Source organism: Cyanobium sp. Aljojuca 7D2, assembly GCF_024346415.1.
GTDB lineage: Bacteria > Cyanobacteriota > Cyanobacteriia > PCC-6307 > Cyanobiaceae > Cyanobium_A.
Window position 1 is genome coordinate 210,874 of record NZ_JAGQCX010000002.1, and the last position, 18,355, is coordinate 229,228.

At 68.2% G+C, this 18,355-nt stretch carries 22 protein-coding genes; 12 read left to right on the forward strand and 10 right to left on the reverse strand.

The window, feature by feature from the left end; translation table 11 throughout:
- The first annotated feature begins 99 nt into the window (after nt 1-99).
- The 5 genes from KBY57_RS03365 (at nt 100) to KBY57_RS03385 (ending at nt 6,446) form a co-directional block, all read left to right on the forward strand.
- A complete protein-coding gene (locus KBY57_RS03365; protein WP_254994461.1) occupies nt 100-1,194 on the forward strand; it encodes an anthranilate phosphoribosyltransferase family protein in 1,095 nt (364 codons plus the stop codon).
- Nucleotides 1,195-1,358: 164 nt separating this feature from the next.
- A complete protein-coding gene (locus KBY57_RS03370; protein WP_254994462.1) occupies nt 1,359-2,666 on the forward strand; it encodes a CmpA/NrtA family ABC transporter substrate-binding protein in 1,308 nt (435 codons plus the stop codon).
- Between the two features lie 114 nt (nt 2,667-2,780).
- Entirely contained in the window at nt 2,781-3,623 is an 843-nt protein-coding gene (ntrB, locus tag KBY57_RS03375) for a nitrate ABC transporter permease (protein ID WP_254994463.1), read from the forward strand.
- 2 nt (nt 3,624-3,625) lie between these two features.
- Nucleotides 3,626-5,605, forward strand: coding sequence for a nitrate ABC transporter ATP-binding protein (locus tag KBY57_RS03380; protein ID WP_254994464.1), 1,980 nt, complete (start codon nt 3,626-3,628; stop codon nt 5,603-5,605).
- Nucleotides 5,606-5,618: 13 nt separating this feature from the next.
- Entirely contained in the window at nt 5,619-6,446 is an 828-nt protein-coding gene (locus tag KBY57_RS03385) for an ABC transporter ATP-binding protein (protein WP_254994465.1), read from the forward strand.
- 16 nt (nt 6,447-6,462) lie between these two features.
- Here the strand turns inward: KBY57_RS03385 and KBY57_RS03390 are convergent, their stop codons facing one another.
- Nucleotides 6,463-8,595 (reverse strand): molybdopterin oxidoreductase family protein, encoded by a 2,133-nt coding sequence (locus KBY57_RS03390; RefSeq protein ID WP_254994466.1) that lies wholly within the window; start codon nt 8,593-8,595, stop codon nt 6,463-6,465.
- Between the two features lie 58 nt (nt 8,596-8,653).
- Here KBY57_RS03390 and KBY57_RS03395 point away from each other — a divergent pair, with 58 nt between their 5' ends.
- Nucleotides 8,654-9,130 carry a nitrate reductase associated protein gene (locus KBY57_RS03395; RefSeq protein WP_254994628.1) on the forward strand — a complete coding sequence of 159 codons (477 nt, stop codon included), beginning with the start codon at nt 8,654-8,656 and terminating at the stop codon, nt 9,128-9,130.
- Between the two features lie 5 nt (nt 9,131-9,135).
- Here KBY57_RS03395 and cynS read toward each other — a convergent pair whose 3' ends face one another.
- Nucleotides 9,136-9,591 carry a cyanase gene (gene cynS / locus KBY57_RS03400; RefSeq protein WP_254994467.1) on the reverse strand — a complete coding sequence of 152 codons (456 nt, stop codon included), beginning with the start codon at nt 9,589-9,591 and terminating at the stop codon, nt 9,136-9,138.
- Between the two features lie 28 nt (nt 9,592-9,619).
- Between cynS and KBY57_RS03405 the strand changes: the two genes are divergently transcribed.
- Nucleotides 9,620-10,291 carry a molybdenum cofactor guanylyltransferase gene (locus tag KBY57_RS03405; protein WP_254994468.1) on the forward strand — a complete coding sequence of 224 codons (672 nt, stop codon included), beginning with the start codon at nt 9,620-9,622 and terminating at the stop codon, nt 10,289-10,291.
- Here KBY57_RS03405 and KBY57_RS14170 read toward each other — a convergent pair.
- A complete protein-coding gene (locus KBY57_RS14170; protein WP_261356582.1) occupies nt 10,252-10,635 on the reverse strand; it encodes a HEPN domain-containing protein in 384 nt (127 codons plus the stop codon). The genes KBY57_RS03405 and KBY57_RS14170 overlap by 40 nt on opposite strands.
- Nucleotides 10,622-11,041 carry a nucleotidyltransferase domain-containing protein gene (locus tag KBY57_RS03420; RefSeq protein WP_254994469.1) on the reverse strand — a complete coding sequence of 140 codons (420 nt, stop codon included), beginning with the start codon at nt 11,039-11,041 and terminating at the stop codon, nt 10,622-10,624. Before KBY57_RS03420 ends, KBY57_RS14170 begins: the two co-directional genes overlap by 14 nt.
- Before the next feature lie 49 nt (nt 11,042-11,090).
- Between KBY57_RS03420 and KBY57_RS03425 the strand changes: the two genes are divergently transcribed.
- Nucleotides 11,091-12,164, forward strand: a complete 1,074-nt coding sequence (locus tag KBY57_RS03425) for a GTP 3',8-cyclase MoaA (RefSeq protein ID WP_254994470.1) — start codon at nt 11,091-11,093, stop codon at nt 12,162-12,164.
- A gap of 61 nt (nt 12,165-12,225) precedes the next feature.
- Here the strand turns inward: KBY57_RS03425 and KBY57_RS03430 are convergent, their stop codons facing one another.
- Nucleotides 12,226-12,744 carry an HPP family protein gene (locus KBY57_RS03430; protein ID WP_254994471.1) on the reverse strand — a complete coding sequence of 173 codons (519 nt, stop codon included), beginning with the start codon at nt 12,742-12,744 and terminating at the stop codon, nt 12,226-12,228.
- A complete protein-coding gene (moaB, locus tag KBY57_RS03435) occupies nt 12,744-13,244 on the reverse strand; it encodes a molybdenum cofactor biosynthesis protein B (protein ID WP_254994472.1) in 501 nt (166 codons plus the stop codon). The genes KBY57_RS03430 and moaB overlap by 1 nt, the downstream gene beginning before the upstream one ends.
- Before the next feature lie 68 nt (nt 13,245-13,312).
- Here moaB and KBY57_RS03440 point away from each other — a divergent pair, with 68 nt between their 5' ends.
- Together KBY57_RS03440 and KBY57_RS03445 are read left to right on the forward strand one after the other, a co-directional pair.
- Complete coding sequence (locus KBY57_RS03440) at nt 13,313-13,573, forward strand: MoaD/ThiS family protein (protein WP_254988305.1); 261 nt, start codon at nt 13,313-13,315, stop codon at nt 13,571-13,573.
- The gene (locus KBY57_RS03445) at nt 13,536-14,042 is read left to right on the forward strand and encodes a molybdopterin synthase catalytic subunit (protein WP_409996394.1); all 507 of its coding nucleotides are present in this window, start codon (nt 13,536-13,538) and stop codon (nt 14,040-14,042) included. The genes KBY57_RS03440 and KBY57_RS03445 overlap by 38 nt, the downstream gene beginning before the upstream one ends.
- A gap of 9 nt (nt 14,043-14,051) precedes the next feature.
- Here the strand turns inward: KBY57_RS03445 and KBY57_RS03450 are convergent, their stop codons facing one another.
- The 4 genes from KBY57_RS03450 to moaC are packed head-to-tail and all read right to left on the reverse strand — an operon-like array spanning nt 14,052 to nt 16,417.
- Nucleotides 14,052-14,333 carry a type II toxin-antitoxin system YafQ family toxin gene (locus KBY57_RS03450; protein WP_254994473.1) on the reverse strand — a complete coding sequence of 94 codons (282 nt, stop codon included), beginning with the start codon at nt 14,331-14,333 and terminating at the stop codon, nt 14,052-14,054.
- Nucleotides 14,330-14,599, reverse strand: coding sequence for a prevent-host-death protein (locus KBY57_RS03455; RefSeq protein WP_094558927.1), 270 nt, complete (start codon nt 14,597-14,599; stop codon nt 14,330-14,332). Before KBY57_RS03455 ends, KBY57_RS03450 begins: the two co-directional genes overlap by 4 nt.
- 44 nt (nt 14,600-14,643) lie before the next feature.
- Nucleotides 14,644-15,894, reverse strand: a complete 1,251-nt coding sequence (locus KBY57_RS03460; protein WP_254994474.1) for a molybdopterin molybdotransferase MoeA — start codon at nt 15,892-15,894, stop codon at nt 14,644-14,646.
- Complete coding sequence (gene moaC / locus KBY57_RS03465; protein WP_254994475.1) at nt 15,887-16,417, reverse strand: cyclic pyranopterin monophosphate synthase MoaC; 531 nt, start codon at nt 16,415-16,417, stop codon at nt 15,887-15,889. Before moaC ends, KBY57_RS03460 begins: the two co-directional genes overlap by 8 nt.
- A gap of 92 nt (nt 16,418-16,509) precedes the next feature.
- On the opposite strand from moaC, the gene KBY57_RS03470 reads away from it, so the two are divergent.
- A complete protein-coding gene (locus KBY57_RS03470; protein WP_254994476.1) occupies nt 16,510-16,983 on the forward strand; it encodes a hypothetical protein in 474 nt (157 codons plus the stop codon).
- A 70-nt stretch (nt 16,984-17,053) separates the two neighbouring features.
- Nucleotides 17,054-18,328 carry an MFS transporter gene (locus tag KBY57_RS03475; RefSeq protein WP_254994477.1) on the forward strand — a complete coding sequence of 425 codons (1,275 nt, stop codon included), beginning with the start codon at nt 17,054-17,056 and terminating at the stop codon, nt 18,326-18,328.
- The last annotated feature ends 27 nt before the right edge of the window (nt 18,329-18,355 follow it).

Below are 18,355 nucleotides of genomic sequence, written 5' to 3' on the forward strand. Positions count from 1 at the left end.
GCGGAGCCACCCGGTAACCGAGGATCTCCTTTCAGGAGACCGTTGCATCGTCCGCCGTCACACCCGCCTGCCGTGTTGCAACCGCTACCAACTGATCCGTTGACCGATGACCGCCGCCAGCGCCAGCTGGAGGCTCTCGGTCCCGAACGGGCCCGCTTCCGGGAGCTGATCGGCAAGGTGGGCAGCGGCGAGCACACCAGCACGGGCCTCAGCCGCGAGGAAGCCCGCGAGGCGATGCACCTGATGCTGCAGGGCCTGGCCAGTGACGCCCAGCTGGGGGCGTTCCTGATCGCCCACCGGATCCGCCGACCCCTGCCGATCGAACTGACCGGCATGCTCGACAGCTACCGCAGCCATGGCCCGGTGCTGGAGACACCGGGGCGGCGGGCCCTCTGCTTCGGCGTGCCCTACGACGGCCGCAGCCGCACAGCTCCCTTGCTGCCGCTGATCGCCCTGGTGCTGGCCAGCGCCGGGCTGCCGGTGGTGCTCCACGGCGGCCAACCGATGCCGGTGAAATTCGGCATCACCCTGGCGGAGCTGTTCGCGGCGCTCGGGATCGAGTGGCGCGGGCTGAGCCTGGCCGCCCTGCAGCAGCGGTTGACCGATCACAACCTCGCCCTCAGCCACCAACCCGATCACTTCCCCGCCGCCGAACGGTTGCTGCCGGCCCGCGACGAAATCGGCAAACGCCCACCGGTGGCCAGCCTGGAGCTGCTGTGGACGCCCCATCGCGGCGACCACCTGCTGGTGAGCGGCTTCGTGCATCCACCCACCGAGAGCCGGGCCTGGGAAGCCCTGGCCGCCGCCGGTGAAACGGACGTTCTCACCGTCAAGGGACTGGAGGGATCCACGGATCTGCCCACCTCCCGGGCCGGCATCACGGCCCGGCTGCGCCAGGGCCGGGAACCGGAGCGCATCCTGGTCCACCCCCGCGACCATGGCTTGCACAGCGATGAGCTGCCCTGGAGCGATCTGGACACCTGGCGGGTGCAGGCTGGGGCTGCCCTTCGGGGGGAGGGCCCTCTGGTCAACGCCCTGCTCTGGAACGTGGGTGCCTACCTCTGGTTGTCCGACCAGTTCAGCTCACTGACGGAAGCCCTCGCGCAGGCCAGCGCCTTTCTGGCAGCCCGCAGTGGCGAGCGCCTGCGCCAGCTCCTGAGCTCAAGCGGCACCCCTCAATCCCCGGATCCGTAACAACGGCAACCTTCAGGGTCACGGCTGCCATGGTGATCTGTCCCTGTTGGTCAGCTTGTGCGCCAACACCAGCACCAGCCGCCCATGCCGTCTTCCGCCCGCCATTGCTGGGTGGAGGGCGGCTGTTTGTTTGGCGACGAGCCCTTCACGCACCAGTCCCATCCATGTCCAATCTGTCCCGCCGCAAATTTCTGATCACGGCCGCCGGCTCAGCTGCGGGGGCCCTGTGGCTTGCCGCCTGCGGTGGTAGCAGCAAAAAACCCCCCACCGCCAGCACAGCGTCCGGCGCGGATGCACCTGAAGTGGCGGGCGCCACTTTGGGCTTCATCGCCCTCACCGACGCGGCCCCGCTGATCATCGCCAAGGAGAAGGGTTTCTTCGCCAAGCACGGCATGCCCGACGTGAAGGTCGTGAAGCAGACCTCCTGGGCCGTGACCCGCGACAACCTCGAGCTGGGCAGCGCCAAGGGCGGCATCGACGGCGCTCACATCCTCTCACCCATGCCGCTGCTGCTCACCGCCGGCACCATCACCAAGAGCAAACAGCCGCTGCCGATGTACACCCTGGCGCGGCTCAATCTGCAGGGTCAGGGCCTGTCGGTGTCGAAAGACTTCCTCGCCGACAAGCTCACCATCGACAACAAGGCCGGTCTGACCAAGGCAGCTCAGCAAGCGAGCGGCAAGGGCAAGAAGTTCAAGGCGGCCGTGACCTTCCCCGGCGGCACCCACGACCTGTGGATGCGCTACTGGCTGGCCGCCAACGGCATCGACCCGAACAAAGATGCCGACCTCGTGGTGGTGCCCCCGCCGCAGATGGTGGCCAACATGCAGACCGGAACCATGGACACCTTCTGCGTGGGTGAACCGTGGAACCAGCGGCTGGTGAACAAGAAGCTGGGCTACACCGCCGCCGTGACCGGTGAGCTGTGGAAATTCCACCCCGAGAAAGCCTTCTCGATGCGCGCCGACTGGGTGGATCAGAACCCCAAGGCCGCCAAGGCTCTGCTGATGGCTGTGCAGGAAGCCCAGATGTGGTGCGAAGACCCTGCCAACCTCAACGAACTGTGCGAAATCACCGCAAAAGACAAGTACTTCAAAGCCAGCGTGGCTGACATCAAGCCCCGCCTCGCCGGCGACATCGACTACGGCGATGGTCGGGTTGTGAAGAACAGCCCGCTGAAAATGCGCTTCTGGAGCGAGAACGCCTCCTTCCCCTACAAGAGCCACGACGCCTGGTTCGTGACCGAGGACATGCGCTGGGGCTACCTGCCGGCCAACACCGACATCGATGCCCTGGTGAACAAGGTGAACCGCGCTGACCTCTGGAAGGAAGCGGCTACGGCCATCGGCCAGCAGGCTGCGATCCCCGCCAGCGATTCCCGCGGCAAGGAAACCTTCTTCGACGGCGTGGTGTTCGATCCCGAAAACCCGAAGGCCTATCTCGACGGCCTCAAGATCAAGGCCCTGAGCTGAGCGTTGCCGGGGACCTGCGGGCTCCCCTCTCAGCGCCAGTGCCATCCATCACAGCCCCCGCGACCGCATCTGCCCCGGTCGAGGGGGACCGCCCTGTCGTTCTTCACGTCCACGATGACCACCCTCAGCCCTGCACCCCGCTCCAGACGACCCGCCAGATCGCGCCGCCTGCAACCCGCCCTGCGCGCCTTGATGCCTTATCTGATCTGCATCGGCGGTTTTCTGATCGCCTGGCAGATCCTGTCGATGGCACTGGGTGTGGCGCGTCTGCCGGGTCCGATCAACGTGCTGGTGGACACCTGGGATCCCTACATCAGTCAGCCGTTCTTCGATGACGGTGGCACCAGCAAGGGCCTGGGCTGGCAGATCCTGATCTCGCTGCAGCGGGTGGCCCTGGGCTATGGGCTCTCAGCGGTGGTGGGCATCGCCATCGGTGGCGTGCTGGGCCTGAATCGCTTCATCGGCAAAGGCTTTGATCCGGTGATCCAGGTGCTGCGCACCGTGCCGCCCCTGGCCTGGTTCCCGATCTCACTGATGGTGTTCCAGGACGCCAACACCTCGGCCATCTTCGTGATCTTCATCACCGCCATCTGGCCGATCATCATCAACACGGCCGTGGGTATTCGCGAAATTCCGCAGGACTACACGAACGTGGCCCGCGTGCTGCGGCTGCGCAAAGGCGCCTACATCCGCAACATCGTGATCCCAGCCACGGTGCCCTACGTGTTCACCGGTCTGCGGATCTCGGTGGGCCTGGCCTGGCTGGCAATCGTGGCCGCTGAGATGCTCAAGGCGGACGGGGGCATCGGCTACTTCATCTGGGATGCCTACAACGCCGGTGGTGATTCCAGCTCGAGCCAGATCATTCTGGCGATCATCTACGTGGGCGTGGTGGGCCTGGCCCTCGATCGCCTCGTGGCCTACGTGGGCACCCGTGTCGCCAAGGGAGGCAACTGACGATGGCGCCTGCCTTTCTGACGGTTGACGACGTCACCCAGGTCTTTCCCCTTGACGACGGCGGCCGTTATGTGGCCCTCAAGGACATCGATCTCGCCATCGGCGAAGGTGAATTCATCTCGCTGATCGGCCACTCCGGTTGCGGCAAATCGACCCTGCTCAACCTGATGGCGGGCCTCACCCAGGCCAGCAGCGGCGGCATCCTGATGGAAGGTCGCCAGGTCACCGATCCCGGTCCCGACCGGATGGTGGTGTTCCAGAACTATTCGCTGCTGCCCTGGCAGAGCGTGCGCCAGAACATCGCCCTGGCGGTGAACACCGTGATGCACAGCGCCGGTGCTGTGGAGCGGCGCGAGCGGATCGAGCAGAGCATTCAACTGGTGGGCCTTGGCGCTGCCGCCGACAAATTCCCCGCCGAACTCTCCGGCGGCATGAAGCAGCGGGTGGCGATCGCCCGCGCCCTGGCGATCCGGCCCAAGCTGCTGCTGCTCGATGAACCCTTCGGAGCCCTCGATGCCCTGACCCGCGGCAATCTTCAGCAGCAGCTGATGCAGATCTGTCAGCAGGCGGGCCTCACCACCGTGATGGTGACCCACGACGTGGATGAAGCGCTCCTGCTCTCCGACCGGGTGGTGTGCCTCACCAATGGCCCGGAGGCCGGCATCGGCCAGATCCTGCAGGTGACGTTGCCCCGGCCGCGCCAGCGGCTGGAGGTGATGAACCACCCCGATTACTACCACCTGCGCAGCGAGCTGATCGGCTTCCTGCAACAGCAGCGCCGGCTCAAGCAGCGCAAGCAACGCCTCAGTCCCGCCGTGGCCATGGCCACACCGGAGCTGCAAACCGTGCGCCTCGGCTATCTGCCGGGCCTCGATATCGCGCCTCTGGCGGTAGCGATGGAACGCGGCTTGCTCAGCGATCGCGGCATCGAACTGAAGCCGGTTGCCTTCGATCGTTGGCAGAGCCTCGAGGAGGAGCTGCGCAAGGGCGACCTGGATGTGGCGATCACCTCTGCCACCACACCGCTGACCCTCACCCTCGGCCTCGATGGCCAACCCGCCTGGCCAGCGATCACACCGATGACGGTGACCCGCAGTGGCAATGCCCTGTGCCTGGCACGTCGCTTCAGCGATCTGGGCATCCACGATCTGGGCAGCCTGGCCGAACGTCTGAAGGGGCGGGAATCACCGCTGCGGCTGGCTGTGGCCCACAAGGGCAACATGCAGGAGCTGTTGTTGCGCCATTGGCTGGCCAGCGGCGGCATCGATCCCGATCGGGAGGTGGAGCTGCTGACGCTCTCGCCGATGGCCATGGAAGCCACCCTTCGGGCGGGTGAGATCGATGGCTTCATCGCCGGTCGCTACCGGGTGGCCAAGGCGGTGGAGGCTGGCGTCACCAGCGTGCTGGCCACCGACCTCGACATCTGGGGCGACCATCCCGAGAAGGTGCTCACCTGCCATGAGGACTGGGCCCTCCACCATCCGGAAGCCCTGCTGAACCTCTGTGCGGCGCTGATGCGGGGCGGAGAGATCTGCGAAAACCCCAGCCACCACGACCAACTCGTGAGCCTGCTGGGCCATGCCCAGTGGCTCGGCAGCGGTTCCGCCGCAGCCCTGCAGCGCCAGTTTGACCTTGGCACCGATCAACCCAGTGGTGTGCGGCTGCCCCTGAATCGCTTTCACAGCGATCGGGCGCACCTGGCCAACGCGGCGGAAGGCAGCTGGATCCTCACCCAGTTCAGCCGCTGGGGCTGGAGTGCCTTCCCCGCCAACAGGCTCGAGCTGCTCAGCCAGGTGTATCGCAGCGACCTGTGCAGCCGTGCCCTCGAGCGCGCAGGCTTTCCGGATTTACGTGCAGACCGGCAGCCGTTCGCCCTGGCCGATGGCCTGGCCTTCGATCAGGACAACCCCCTTGCGTACCTGAGGCAACTGCCGTTCAGCCGCACACCCTCCGTGCAGGCGATTGCCCTGCCTTCCACCTGAGATGACCAGCACCATGACTCGTGCATCCCTCGAGCTCAGCAGCGAACAGCGCAATCCGGCATACCTGACGTTCCGTGACGTGGGCCAGGTGTTCCACACCAAGCGCGGGCCGTTTGAGGCCCTCAAGGACATCAACCTGCAGGTGGCGCAGGGTGAATTCATCTGTGTGATCGGCCACTCAGGCTGCGGCAAGAGCACCCTGCTCAACATGGTGTCGGGCTTCCTGCAACCCAGCAGCGGCAGCGTCACCCTGGCGAATGTGCCGATCGATCGTCCGGGGCCCGACCGGATGGTGGTGTTCCAGAACTACTCGCTGCTGCCCTGGAAAACCGTCGAGCAGAACGTGGCCCTGGCCGTGAAGGCCGCCCGGCCTGAACTGGATGCCGCCGCACGGGCATCGGTGATCGACCATCACCTGGAGATGGTGGGCCTGCTGGAGGCACGCCACAAGCGACCGGCCCAAATCTCCGGCGGCATGCGCCAGCGGGTGGCCATCGCCCGCGCCCTGGCGGTGCGGCCGGATGTGCTGGTGCTCGACGAACCCTTCGGCGCCCTCGATGCGATCACCAAAGAAGAGTTGCAGGAAGAACTGCTGGCGATCTGGCGCGAAAACAAACCCACCGTGCTGATGATCACCCACGACATCGATGAGGCTCTCTTCCTCGCCGACCGGGTCGTGATGATGACCAACGGCCCCTCCGCCACGATTGGCGAAATCATGACTGTGCCGTTCGAAAGGCCCCGCAGCTTCGAGGCGATTCAGGACGATCCCCGCTACGGACAACTGCGCAATCACGCCCTCGACTTCCTCTACCGCCGCTACGCCCACGATGTGGACTGAGTGGGAACGAGCCGGTTTATGAGAGCGGCGCCAGCCGCACCGCCGCGGCCTTGAGCTCCGGCTGCTTGGAGTGCTCGCAGGCCTCCTCGTGCATCAACCGGTTGGCTTCGCAGGCGTTGGGCTGGCTGGCGCCCCAGTGCATCGGCAGGAACACCGTGCCAGGCCGGATCTTTTCGGTGATCTGCACGCGGGCGCTGATCGTCCCTCGGCGGGAACTCACCTCCGCCGGCTCGCCATCCAGCAGGCCATGGCGATCAGCATCGATAGGATGCACCTCGAGCAAGGGCTCCGGATGCTGCTTGCTGACGCGCGCCACATGGACGGTGCGGGTCATGGTGTGCCAATGGCCGAGGTAGCGGCCCACAGTGAGCACCAACGGGTAGCTGTCGCAGGGCGGTTCCGCCAGCCCGAAGGGCTGTTCGGCCAGCAGGCGGGCACGGCCGCTGGCGGTGGGAAAGCGATGGTCGGTGTAGAGGCGCGGCTGGCCTCCACCGGGAGCTGTGCCCGCGGGGAAGGGCCACTGCTGGGGGCCGTGCTGCGCCAGCAGTGCGTGGCTGAGGCCGCTCAGATCGCAGACGCGACCAGCCGTGAGGGCCACGAACTCGGCATACACCTCGGCGGTGGAGCCATAGCGAAACTGGTCGTCGAAGCCGAGGCGCCGTCCGAGCTCCGCAAAAATTGCCCAATCGGGCCGGGCCTCACCGGGGGGCTGGCGGAAGGCGGGGCAGAGGGTGACGCGGCGCTCGGAGTTGGTCATCACACCGCTCTTCTCGCTCCACTGGGCCGCGGGCAGCAGCAGGTGAGCCACCTCTGCCGTTTCGGTGCCGGCATAGGCCTCGCTCAGCACCACGAGTGGGCACTGGGCCACCGCCGCCCGCACGCGATCGAGGGACGGCATGCTCACCAGCGGATTGGTGGCCGCCACCCACCAGAGCCCCAGCTCGCCGCGCTCCATCGCCTCGATCTGCTGCCACACCGCCAGGCCAGGCTGCGGCGCGATCGAGCCGGGCGCGAAGCCCCAGTGGGCCTCCACCTCAGCGCGGTGCTCTGGGTTGGCCACGCTGCGGTAACCGGGCAACAGCTGGGCCAGACCGCCCACCTCACGGCCGCCCATGGCGTTGGGTTGGCCGGTGAGTGAGAAGGGACCTGCCCCCGGCCGGCCGATCTGACCGCTCACCAGGTGCAGGTTGCAGATGGCAGCCACGGTGGCGGTGCCCTCACGGCTCTGGTTCACCCCCATCGACCAGAGACTCAGCACCCCCGCGGCCGCGGCCCACCATTGGGCCAGCTGGCGCAGGTCGGTTTCGGCGATGCCGCAGAGATCGCTCACCTGCTGCGGCGTCCAGGCATGCCACAGCTCCTCAAGCTCGGCGTAGCCCTCGGTGTGGGCGGCGATGAAGGGCCGATCAAGCGCCTGGAACTCCAGCAACAGGTGACCGATGCCATGCAGCAGCACCAGATCGGTGCCAGGCCGGATCGCCAGGTGCAGATCCGCCGCCTCGGCTGTGGCGGTGTGGCGCGGGTCCACCACCACCAGCCGCAGGGCCTCCTTCACCTTGCGCTTGCGCTTGAGCAGCCGCTGGAACAGCACCGGATGGCAGTCGGCCGTGTTGGTGCCGATCAGCAGCACCAGATCAGCCAGGTCCAGGTCGTCGTAGCAGCAGGGCGGACCATCGGAGCCGAGGCTGCGGGCATAGCCCGCCACCGCCGAACTCATGCACAGGCGCGAGTTGGCATCGAAGTTGTTGCTGCCCAGGGCCCCCTTGAGCAGCTTGTTGGCCACGTAGTAGTCCTCGCTGAGGAACTGCCCCGAGCCGTAGATCGCCAGGCCCTGGGGCCCCTGCTGCTCCAGCGTGGTGCGGATGCGCTCCACCAGCAGCGCAAAGGCCCGATCCCAACTGATCGGTGCGAACGGCTGATCGAGGCGCTCCCGCCAGAGCGGGGTGGTGAGGCGGTTGTGGTGCAGGGTTTCGCCCACCGTGGCGCCCTTGACGCACACCTGGCCCAGAGAAGAGGGATGGTGGCGGTCGCCACGGGCGGTCCAGATGGCCTCGGCCTCCCCGGGAGGCTTCAGCTCTAGGCCGCAACCCACCCCGCAATAGGGGCATTGGGCTCGAGCGGCCGGGCTGGCGGCTGAATCACTGGCCATCTGCCCATTCGACCAAGTCGGGCCGCCCCATGATGGTGACGGTTGTTACCGCAGTTCCCTGAGCTCCCCTCTAGCCAGCACCTGCTTCAGCTTCGAGGCCGACTTCACCGCCGACCTCCGCTGCATCCCGATGGCGGTGCGGCGCAAGCTGGATCTGGCCGGCGTGAAGCTCAAGCTGCAGCACTGGAGTGAGCTGAGCGAAACCGAGCGCGGCGAGCTGCTGGCCTGGGCCGACGACGGCGCCGCCATCGAGACGTTGCGGGAGCACCTACTGGCCCGCACCACCAGCCTCAGCGCCGGCCAGGCCAAAGAGCTGCCGCGGCCCAACGGAGAGCCCTGGCAGCAAAGCGAGGAGCTGCCGGCAGTGCTGGCCGCCTCCTGCGCCCAGCTGGGCCTGGAGCTGCGCCAGGGCGGCTGGGCGGAGCTCAGCGAGCTGCAGCGCTTCGCCCTGGTGAAGCTCAGCCACCCCGGCCACGAGCACCGCAATCTGCCGCGGGCCCTGGCGGAGTTCGGGCTGCTAGCTGAGGCACCCTGAGCGACTCACCACTTGCGGTAGGGCAGGAACTTGCCGTTCATCGTCACCACCACCCGATCCCCCTTCGGGTCCTCCTGCTTGGCGACGGTGAGGCTGAAGTCGATCGCCGACATGATCCCGTCGCCGAACTGCTCCTGGATCACGTCCTTGAGCGGCAGGCCGTAGACCTGCAGGATCTCGTAGAAGCGGTAGAGCAGCGGGTCGGTGGGGATCACCGGATCGAGGACCCCTTTGATGGGATAAGTGGTGAGGGCCTCCAGCAAGGCTGAGCGCTCGGGCTCGCTCACCTGCAGGGCCTCCAGCAGGGCCTGGGCCTGATCGGCGGAAGCGGTGGCCTGGCCATAGAGGAGGCTGGCGGTCCACACCTCGTCCTGACCCAGGCGGGCACCGAGGTCGGCGAAGCTGAGACCGCTGCGGCGCTTGGCGTCGAGCAAGGCCGTGGTGTGGGGAGGCAGGGCCATGGAACGATCAGAGGAGCGCCGGGACCCTATGGGGCAGCGGCACCCGGGCGAGCAGCCGTTGCTACAGCGGCCCGACGCCCTGCCCCTGCGCTGCTGCCTGCTCAGCGGTGGCGAGAGCCGGCGCATGGGCCGCGACAAGGCGCTGCTGCCCCACCCTGAAGGCGGCACCTGGCTGGAACGCAACCTGCGCCTGCTGGCCCAGCTGGAGGCGCCGATCACCCTGCTGAGCCGCCATCCGGCGCACCTGGAGCTGGCGCAAAGCCTCCACCCGATCGCCATCACCGCCCTGGCCGAACCGCCCCCCTGGGAAGGCCCCCTGCTGGCTCTGCACCGGCTGATGCAGCAGCACCCCGATGAGCTCCTGCTGCTCTGCCCGGTGGACATGCCAGATCTCAGCCTCGCGGCCCTGAACACCCTGCGGGCGGCGGCAGGCGACGCAGCAGCAGCTGGGAGCCCCACCCGGCTCCACCTGGCCCACGACGGCGAGCGCCTGCAACCGCTGCTGGGCCTCTACCCGAGCAGCGCCCCAATCCGCGCTCACCTGGCCGCGGCGGTGGAGCGCGGCGAGCGGCGCCTGCAGAGCTGGCTGGCCTCGCAGCCTTACCAGGCGGTGCCGCTGGATCCCCTAGCCATCCGCAACATGAACCGGCCGCAGGCCGATCAGCCGATCGATTGGCCCAGCGCCTCTACCACCCGCTGACATCGATCCAACTCCGCCTCCAGCAGCGCCAGCAGCTCCTCACGCGGCGCCGGTAGCGGAAACGGCCCCTCCTCGTAACGGGCCTCCACCGCAAACACCTGCAGCGCCCCAAGCTGTGGCGCCAGTGGCTGCCCCGCCAGAACGGCCAGATCGGCTAAGGCATGGAGCCGCGGCGGCCGACGGTCAGCCAGCACGATCCAAGCCTTGAACAATTTCTCCACCGCCTGCTGGGCGGTGAAGCCCCAGTCCTCTTCTGGATAGGCAGCGTCCAGCGTCAGCCGCAGACTGCGCAGATGGCGGCGCACGATCGCCAGCAGCAGCAGCGCGTCTTCAGCCGGCGACATAGAGCACCCGGCCCTCACGGGCCACATCGCCGAACACGTGCCAGCGGGAGCCGCTCAGTCGTTCGGCATCGGCAACGCCCGCCACCACCAGGTCGACTCCCACTCCCAGCCGACCCAGCGCCCGATCGAAGCGCTGCCAATACGCCATTTTTTCAGCGGGAGTGAGCTGGGGCTGGCGCACGATCACCGCCAGATCCAGATCCGAATCAACTCGGGCTTCCCCACGCGCCCGCGAGCCAAAGGCGATCACCGCTTGCACATCGGGCTCAACGCACAGACGCGCCAAGGCCTCGCCACACCTCTGGGGATCCAATCCTGTGCCCAAGTCCGGCGACACCTTCAACTCCTGGGGCTTGCGCCAGGGAATGGCCGGTGGGCGGAACGGCGTGGCAGCGGAAACAACCATGCCGAAACGCTACCGCCAACATCAGGACTGCAGCCATAGCGTGGCTGCCATGGCTAGCGCCACCGACCAGCTCAACCGACCCCTCGGGGTGCTGCGGCTGTCGCTCACGGCCCGCTGCAACCTGGCCTGCCCCTACTGCCTGCCCGATGGGGTGGAACCGCCTGGCCTGCTGACGCTGGCGCAGCGCCTGGCGGTGATCGAGGCGGCGGTGACCCTGGGGGCGCACAGCCTGCGGCTCACCGGCGGCGAGCCCTTGCTGCACGGCGGCCTGGAGGAACTGATCGCCGCGGTGCAAGCGCTGCGCGCCCGGGCCCCGGGAAGCCCGGGCCTGCGCGAGATCGCCCTCACCAGCAATGGCACCCTGCTCAGCCCTGAGCGGGCCCGGGCCTTGCGCGGCGCCGGCCTCGATCGCATCACCCTGAGCCTCGATGGCACTACAGGCGCGGCAGTGGCCCGCATGGCCGGAGTGGGCAACGGCGACGCCCTGCTGGCCAAGGTGCTGGCGGCGATTGAGCACGCCCGCGCCGCCGGCTTTGATCCCGGCCGCGGCGCCCTGAAGCTCAACGCCGTGATCCAGCGCGGTGCCAATGACGACCAGCTGCTGCCCCTGGCAGCCCTGGCCCGCGAGCGGGGCCTGGAGCTGCGCCTGATCGAATTCATGGACGTGGGCAACCGCAACGGCTGGCGGCCCGAGGCAGTGCTGAGCGCCGCCGCGATGGTGGAACGGATCCGCGCGCGCTGGCCGCTGGAACCCCTGGGCCGCAGCGCCCATGGCACCGCCAGTCGCTGGCGCTACAGCGATCGCGAGCCAGATGGGGGTGGCGTTCTCGCCGTGGTGGCGTCGGTGAGCGCCCCCTTCTGCGGCGACTGCAACCGCCTGCGCGTCACCGCCGACGGCATCGCCTACACCTGCCTGTTCGCCGCCCCCGGCAGCGGCCTCGACCTGCGCCCCTGGCTACAACCAGACTCCCCAGCCGACGCCGTCAGCAGGGTGATCGCCGGCCTCTGGAGCCGCCGGTCCGACCGCTGGAGTGAGGAACGGCAGGAGGCCTGGGCTCACGGCACCCCCCCGGCCCCAGCGGGCGCGCCCGCCCATGCGGAGATGGCCTACCTGGGGGGTTGAGGTCAATGGTGATTGAGGTCAATGGTGGTTGAGGTCTACCGGCCTTCACGTACCCAGAGGGTCACAACCAATGGTGCGGGTAGGGCAGAGCCCCCTTCACCCAACGGCTGAAGACCGCGGCGATCAGCACCAGCAACAGCGAACCGCTCAGCACGGGCGTCAGCACAAATGGAGGGGCGGCCCCAAGCGCCACGCCGAGAAAAGCGAGGCCGCCGGCGGGCGGATGCAGGCAGCGCAACTGCTGGCCCAGCAGCACCGTGAGCCCCACCGCCAGGGCGATCACCAGCGGCCCCTGTCCCAGCCAGGCCACTGCCGCCACGCTCACCAACGCTCCCACCAGATTGCCGAGCACGATGTTGCGCGGTTGGGCCAGGGGGCTGGCGGGATAACCAAACAGCAGCACCGACGACGCCCCCAGCGGCGCCGCCAGCAGCACCATGCCGCTCCAGGCACTGAGCAGGCCCAGCAAGGAGAGCGCCAGCAGCGCCCCCAACCAGGTGACCGACAGATGGCGGCCCCGAAAGCGGGTCTGGTAGGCCCGCCCGCGACGCCGTTGCCCCTCCAGCCAGATCTGCAGCATCACGATTCCCGCAACCGCGGCAACAGCTGCACCAGATTGCAGGGCCGGGTGGTGGCATCGAGCTGGGCTGAGATCAGGCGATCCCAGGCGGTTTCCACCGCATCAAGCGAACCCGGCAGCACAAAGATCACCGTGCCGTTGGCCACCCCCGCCAGGCTGCGGCTCTGCAGTGTGCTGGTGCCGATCGTCTCGAACGACAGCACCCGGAACAGCTCTCCGAAGCCCTCGATCGTCTTATCGAGCAGGGGCACCACGGCTTCGGGAGTGCCGTCGCGGCCGGTGAGGCCGGTGCCACCGCTGCTGATCACCACCTGCACCGCCTCATCGGCGATCCAACGGCTCAGCGCGGCGCGGATCTGATAGCGGTTGTCGGGAACCAGCGCCCGCTCCGCCAGTCGGTGGCCGGCAGCCTCCAGCCGCGCCAGCAGGGCATCACCGGAGCGGTCGTCCGCCAGGGTGCGGGTGTCAGACACCGTGAGCAGGGCAATGGCGAGGCTCAAACCGGAGCGCACAACGCGAGAGCCATCGTGACAGTGGCGCGTAAGGAGCGCTGGTTAGCGTTGCGGCCATGGGTGAGCCATCGGCCGCAGGAATCCGCATCCGCCTGTTCGCAGGGCTGCGAGAGCAGGCGGGCTGGGCCGAGCGGCAGTGGACCGCAGACGCCTTGGTGGAGGCGACCCTCACCCCGCGCCAGCTCTGGCAGACGCTGCAATTGCCGGGAGAGCTGAACAGCGTGCGCGTCGCCATCAACCAGCAGTTCGCCGCGGCCGACACCCCCCTACTCCCCGGCGATGAGCTGGCTTTCCTACCTCCGATCAGCGGTGGCTGACGCTGAGGGCCTGCAGCTCAAGATCGATCTCCACTTGGAGGCCTTCGAGCCGCTCGCCTGCCTGGAGCGGTGGCAGCGCCAGCTCGCCGCCAGCTGCCCCAGCACCAACGCCAGCGCTGCCGAGAGCGTGTTCATCGGTCGAGTGCGGGCCGCGGCCGCCGATGGAACGCCGCTGGGGGCCCTGGAATTGGAGCACTATCCGGGCATGACCGAGCGCCAGCTGCAGCAGCTGGCCACAGACTGCTGCGCGCGCCATGGGGCCCACAGCTGCCTGGTGCAGCACCGCATCGGCCGGGTGCTGCCGGGTGAGGCGATCGTGCTGGTGGCCATCGGCGCCGACCGACGCGGCCCCGCCCAGCGCTGCTGCCAGGAGCTGCTGGAGGCGCTCAAACACAACGCACCGTTCTGGAAACGGGAGTGGCGGCGCGATGGCACAGGCGAGTGGCTCACGAGCAACACGCCGCTGTGAGCCTGCCCTTCAGCCCCGATACACCGTGTCATGACTGCCGATGTCAATCGGAATCAGACGCTGGCCTTCGATCAACAACTCCAACGTGATCCTGTAGCTGATGTTGATCGACACGGAATGCAGCCCGCTCAAGCGTCCCTTCAGGGCATGCAGGCGCAAGGACGGGTGACCTGGATTGACCTCCAACAGCAACAGCGTCTTGCGGTACGCATCCCGCAACTCAGGATGGCGACGCAGGAAACGCGCGGCTCTGAGGTTGTACCGCTCGGTGAACAGGAGCGTCCAACTCAAGGCAGCTCAGCCGCCAGGGCATCCAGCCGCTGCAGGTGGGCCTCTACGGATTCTGCGATGCAACGTCCGGCCGCCACGTCGTTCCGCGTCTCCAAGAGGGCCAGTTCCAGCTCCAGATCCCGCAAGCGCTGAAACTCCTCGGCCTCCATCACCACATAACGCAAGCGGCCACGCACCGAGACGCCTGCTTCGCGCTCGTGCTCCAGCGCTCGCGTGATCGCCCCCACCCCCGCAGTCTTCAACGCATTGGCCGAGAGGATTTCCATCGCACGGTTGAGCGGCTTTCAAAGCATACGAACAACCGCACCCTTCAAAGCACCGGCAACCTCAACAACTGCGCCCACAGCTCCGTGCCGGCCTCGAGGGCGCCCAGCTCCGCCGGAATCTCGAGCAACAGATCGGCCCCCTGCAGCGAGCCGATGCGTGAGGAGGCCTGCGACCCTTCCACCCGGGCCCACAAGCCCCCGTCGGCGGCCACCACCAGCCGGGCCCGAGCCAGCTCCGGCCGGCCAGCCCCGCGCCGCAGCGCCGCCTCCAAGCGCACCTTCAGGCGCGGCAGCCGTTGGACCTCCGCTCCCTCCAGCCGTTGCAAGGCCGGCCACAGCAGCTGCAGCGCCGTGATCGCCGCCGCCACCGGATTGCCCGGCAAACCGAAAAATGGCACCCCCGCCACCTGGCCCCAGGCGAAGGGCCGGCCGGGCTTGAGGAACAACTTCCAAAAACTCACCTGCCCCAGCTCCGCCACCAGGGGACGGATCCAGTCGCTGTCGCCAGCCGACACGCCGCCGGTGCTCACCACCACATCACAGCCCGCCGCCAACTCCTGCAATGCCAGCCGCAACGGCTCCGGCTGGTCGACCACCACCCGCTGATCGGCAACGGCGTAACCGAGCCGCTGGAGCAGAGCACTGAGCAGCACCGAATTGCTCTCCCAGATCTGCCCCGGCCCCCGCGCCAGCCCCGGCGGCAGCAGCTCATCGCCGCTGATCAGCAAGCCGATCCGCGGCCGGCGCGTCACCTGCAGCTGCTGCACGCCGCAACTGGCCAGGCGGCCGAGATCGGCAACACCTAGCCGCTGTCCTGCTGGCACAAGCTCCTGGCCCGCAGCCGCCTCCTCGGTGGGTTGGCGAATCCAGGCATTGCCGCCGCCGGGCTCCAGCAACTCCAGCCGATCGCCATCCACCGCCACCAACTCCTGGGGCAGCACCCGATCACTGCCCTCGGGCACCACCGCACCAGTGAGGATGCGCACCGCTTCTCCCGTCCGCAGCACCGGCCCATAGGGCGCCCCAGCCGCGGAGAGCCCCACCAGGCGCCAAGAGCAACCCAACGGTGGTGGATCCGATCCAGCAATGGCGTAGCCATCCATGATCGAAGCGCGAAACCCCGGCACTGCAGCAGGGGCGATCACCGCCGCCGCCGTGGTGCGGCCCAGGGCGTGGCTGAGGGCGAGGGATTCGCTCGCGGCGAGGGGCTGGAGCTGCTTGAGGATCAAGGCGCGGGCCTCATCCAGCGGCAAGCCCTCGCGGCCATAGGGCTCCGTGGCAGGCCCATCAGCCATCGTCCTGACCCCCACCACGGCGCACCCAATCCCCCCCACGCCCACCGGATTTGCGCAGCAGCCGCACCGGCCCGATCGTCATCGCCCGGTCAGCGCTTTTGAGCATGTCGTAGAGGGTGAGCAGGCCCACCTGCACGGCGGTGAGGGCTTCCATCTCCACACCGGTGGGGCCGGTGGTGCCCGCCGTGGCCTCACAGCGCAAGCCCACAGCCGAGCCGTCCGGCAGGGGCGCCTCGGCGATCACGACCTCCAGGGAACTGAGCGGCAGCGGGTGGCAAAGGGGGATCAACTCGGCGGTGCGCTTGGCCGCTTGGATCGCCGCCACCCGCGCCACCGCCAACACATCGCCCTTGCCGGCCCGCCCCTCGCGCACCAGCGCCAGGGCCTCCGGAGCCAGGGCGAGAAAACCTTCGGCAACGGCCTGGCGCGCCGTGTCCAGCTTGGCCGCCACGTCCACCATGTGCACCTCGCCACGGCTGTTGAGATGGCTGAGGTGGAGGGGAGTCAACTCCGGTGCAGCCATGGCCGCCTTGCAACCGACACCCAAGCATGAACCGCTGATGAAAGCTGCAGAAGGGGCTCGCCCCATAACGTGAGGGTCCCCGAGCCCGAGCCATGACCGCACGCCCAGCCACCGCAGCCCTATCGCTGCTGCTGGCCGCCGGTCTAGGTCTGCTCGCCGCACCGGAAACCCAGGCAGGCCCGCTGCTGCGCCGCGCCCAGGAACGCAAGGCCTGCCAGGAGTTCGCCGGCAAGCTGCAGGCCGCCTCCGGCAATCCCCAGCAGGCCCAACTGATGTATCAGCAGGGGGTGCTGAAGCTGGTGGAAACCTTCGGCGAAAACCCCTGCGGCGACATCCCCGCCCCCACTGCTGCCGCACCGGCTACAGCCCCCACGGCTACTGCGCCAGCACCAACAACCACCCAGCCCGCCAATCCCCAGCAGGCTCAAGCCTGCCAGGAGTTTGCAAGCAAGCTGCAGGGCGCCCAGGGCAACCCGGCCCAGGCCCAGCAGATCTATGCGATGGGCAGCCAGAAACTGAACGGCATGTTTGGCCCCAACCCCTGCCCGCAGATCAAGGCCCCCTGAGCGCCAGCCCCCGCCGCCGGCACCGCTCCATCCCGCACACCAGCCCCACACGCATCCGGTCGCTCCCCCCTTGTCGCTCTCCCGCCCCTCCACCTTCTTCTGCGCCTTTCTGACGCTGCTCAACGACCGGCTGGGGGAGTCGATCGTGTTCCCGCTGCTGCCGTTTCTGCTGGCGGGCTTCACCGATGACGGCCGCGTGCTGGGTCTGCTGGCGGGCAGTTATGCCATCGCCCAATTCGCCTTCACGCCCCTGATCGGCGCCCTCAGCGACCGCTTCGGCCGCAAACCGGTGATCAGTGTCTGCGTGGCGGGCTCGGTGCTGGGCTTGGCCCTGTTTACCCTCACCATCAGCCTGCCCTGGGCCACCCTCTGGCCCGCGGCCCAGGCTGCCGGGCTGCCCCTGGCGCTGCTGTTCGGGGCCCGACTGATCGACGGGGTGAGCGGCGGCACCGCCGCCACCGCCAGCGCCGTGCTGGCTGACATCTCACCGCCGGAAAAACGGGCCAAGGCCTTCGGCCTGATCGGCGTGGCCTTCGGCCTGGGCTTCATCCTCGGCCCGGCCCTCGGTGGCCTGCTCGGCCGCCTGAACGTCACCCTGCCGCTGCTGGTGGCGGTGGCCATCGCCGTGCTCAACCTGGTGCTGGTGCTCACCGTGCTGCCGGAAACCCACCCGGTGGAAGCCCGCCGGGCGATGCCGCGCAAACGGGATCTCAACCCGTTTGCCGCGCTGCAGCGGGTGTTCACCAACCCCCAGGTGCGGCGGCTGTGCGTGGCCTTCTTCCTGTTCTTTCTGGCCTTCAACGGCTTCACTGCCGTGCTGGTGCTGTATTTCAAACAGGCCTTCAACTGGGGGCCCGGCCTGGCGGCGGCAGCCTTCCTCGTGGTGGGCGTGGTGGCCACGGTGGTGCAGGGCGGGCTGATCGGACCGCTGGTGAAGCGCTTCGGCGAATGGCGGCTCACCTTGGCTGGCCTCGGCTTTGTGATCGCCGGCTGCCTGCTGATCCCGATGGCCACCCGCGCCAATGCCCAGCCGGTGGTGTTCAGCGCCGTGGCGGTGCTGGCCCTCGGCACCGGCCTGGTCACCCCCTGCCTGCGCAGCCTGGTGTCACGCCGGCTCGACAGCGAGGGCCAGGGTGCCGCCCTGGGCAGCCTGCAGGGGCTGCAGAGCCTGGGCAGCTTCCTCGGCCCACCACTGGCGGGCCTGGCCTACGAAACCACCGGGCGGCAGAGCCCCTTCTGGCTGGGCATCACCCTGCTGATGGGCGTGGCCCTGCTGGTGGCCGGCGGTCTACCAGGCCGATCAGCGGTGGCGATGGAAGCTGGAATACACAGCTCAGACGGTTGAAATTGCTACGTTGCGCCTAATGAGGGG

Excerpts from the sequence above, each read along its gene's own strand:
- cynS (WP_254994467.1), bottom strand. The coding sequence starts at position 9,591 with ATGGCCCTGCCTCCCCACACCACGGCCTTGCTCGACGCCAAGCGCCGC.
- KBY57_RS03445 (WP_409996394.1), top strand. The coding sequence starts at position 13,536 with ATGAGCTGGCTTTCCTACCTCCGATCAGCGGTGGCTGACGCTGAGGGC.
- KBY57_RS03455 (WP_094558927.1), bottom strand. The coding sequence starts at position 14,599 with ATGGAAATCCTCTCGGCCAATGCGTTGAAGACTGCGGGGGTGGGGGCG.
- KBY57_RS03380 (WP_254994464.1), top strand. The coding sequence starts at position 3,626 with ATGGCGCCTGCCTTTCTGACGGTTGACGACGTCACCCAGGTCTTTCCC.
- KBY57_RS03405 (WP_254994468.1), top strand. The coding sequence starts at position 9,620 with ATGGGGCAGCGGCACCCGGGCGAGCAGCCGTTGCTACAGCGGCCCGAC.
- KBY57_RS03470 (WP_254994476.1), top strand. The coding sequence starts at position 16,510 with ATGACCGCACGCCCAGCCACCGCAGCCCTATCGCTGCTGCTGGCCGCC.
- KBY57_RS03370 (WP_254994462.1), top strand. The coding sequence starts at position 1,359 with ATGTCCAATCTGTCCCGCCGCAAATTTCTGATCACGGCCGCCGGCTCA.
- ntrB (WP_254994463.1), top strand. The coding sequence starts at position 2,781 with ATGACCACCCTCAGCCCTGCACCCCGCTCCAGACGACCCGCCAGATCG.
- KBY57_RS03440 (WP_254988305.1), top strand. The coding sequence starts at position 13,313 with ATGGGTGAGCCATCGGCCGCAGGAATCCGCATCCGCCTGTTCGCAGGG.
- KBY57_RS03460 (WP_254994474.1), bottom strand. The coding sequence starts at position 15,894 with ATGGCTGATGGGCCTGCCACGGAGCCCTATGGCCGCGAGGGCTTGCCG.
- KBY57_RS14170 (WP_261356582.1), bottom strand. The coding sequence starts at position 10,635 with ATGTCGCCGGCTGAAGACGCGCTGCTGCTGCTGGCGATCGTGCGCCGC.
- KBY57_RS03425 (WP_254994470.1), top strand. The coding sequence starts at position 11,091 with ATGGCTAGCGCCACCGACCAGCTCAACCGACCCCTCGGGGTGCTGCGG.
- moaC (WP_254994475.1), bottom strand. The coding sequence starts at position 16,417 with ATGGCTGCACCGGAGTTGACTCCCCTCCACCTCAGCCATCTCAACAGC.
- KBY57_RS03430 (WP_254994471.1), bottom strand. The coding sequence starts at position 12,744 with ATGCTGCAGATCTGGCTGGAGGGGCAACGGCGTCGCGGGCGGGCCTAC.
- KBY57_RS03420 (WP_254994469.1), bottom strand. The coding sequence starts at position 11,041 with ATGGTTGTTTCCGCTGCCACGCCGTTCCGCCCACCGGCCATTCCCTGG.
- KBY57_RS03385 (WP_254994465.1), top strand. The coding sequence starts at position 5,619 with ATGACTCGTGCATCCCTCGAGCTCAGCAGCGAACAGCGCAATCCGGCA.
- KBY57_RS03390 (WP_254994466.1), bottom strand. The coding sequence starts at position 8,595 with ATGGCCAGTGATTCAGCCGCCAGCCCGGCCGCTCGAGCCCAATGCCCC.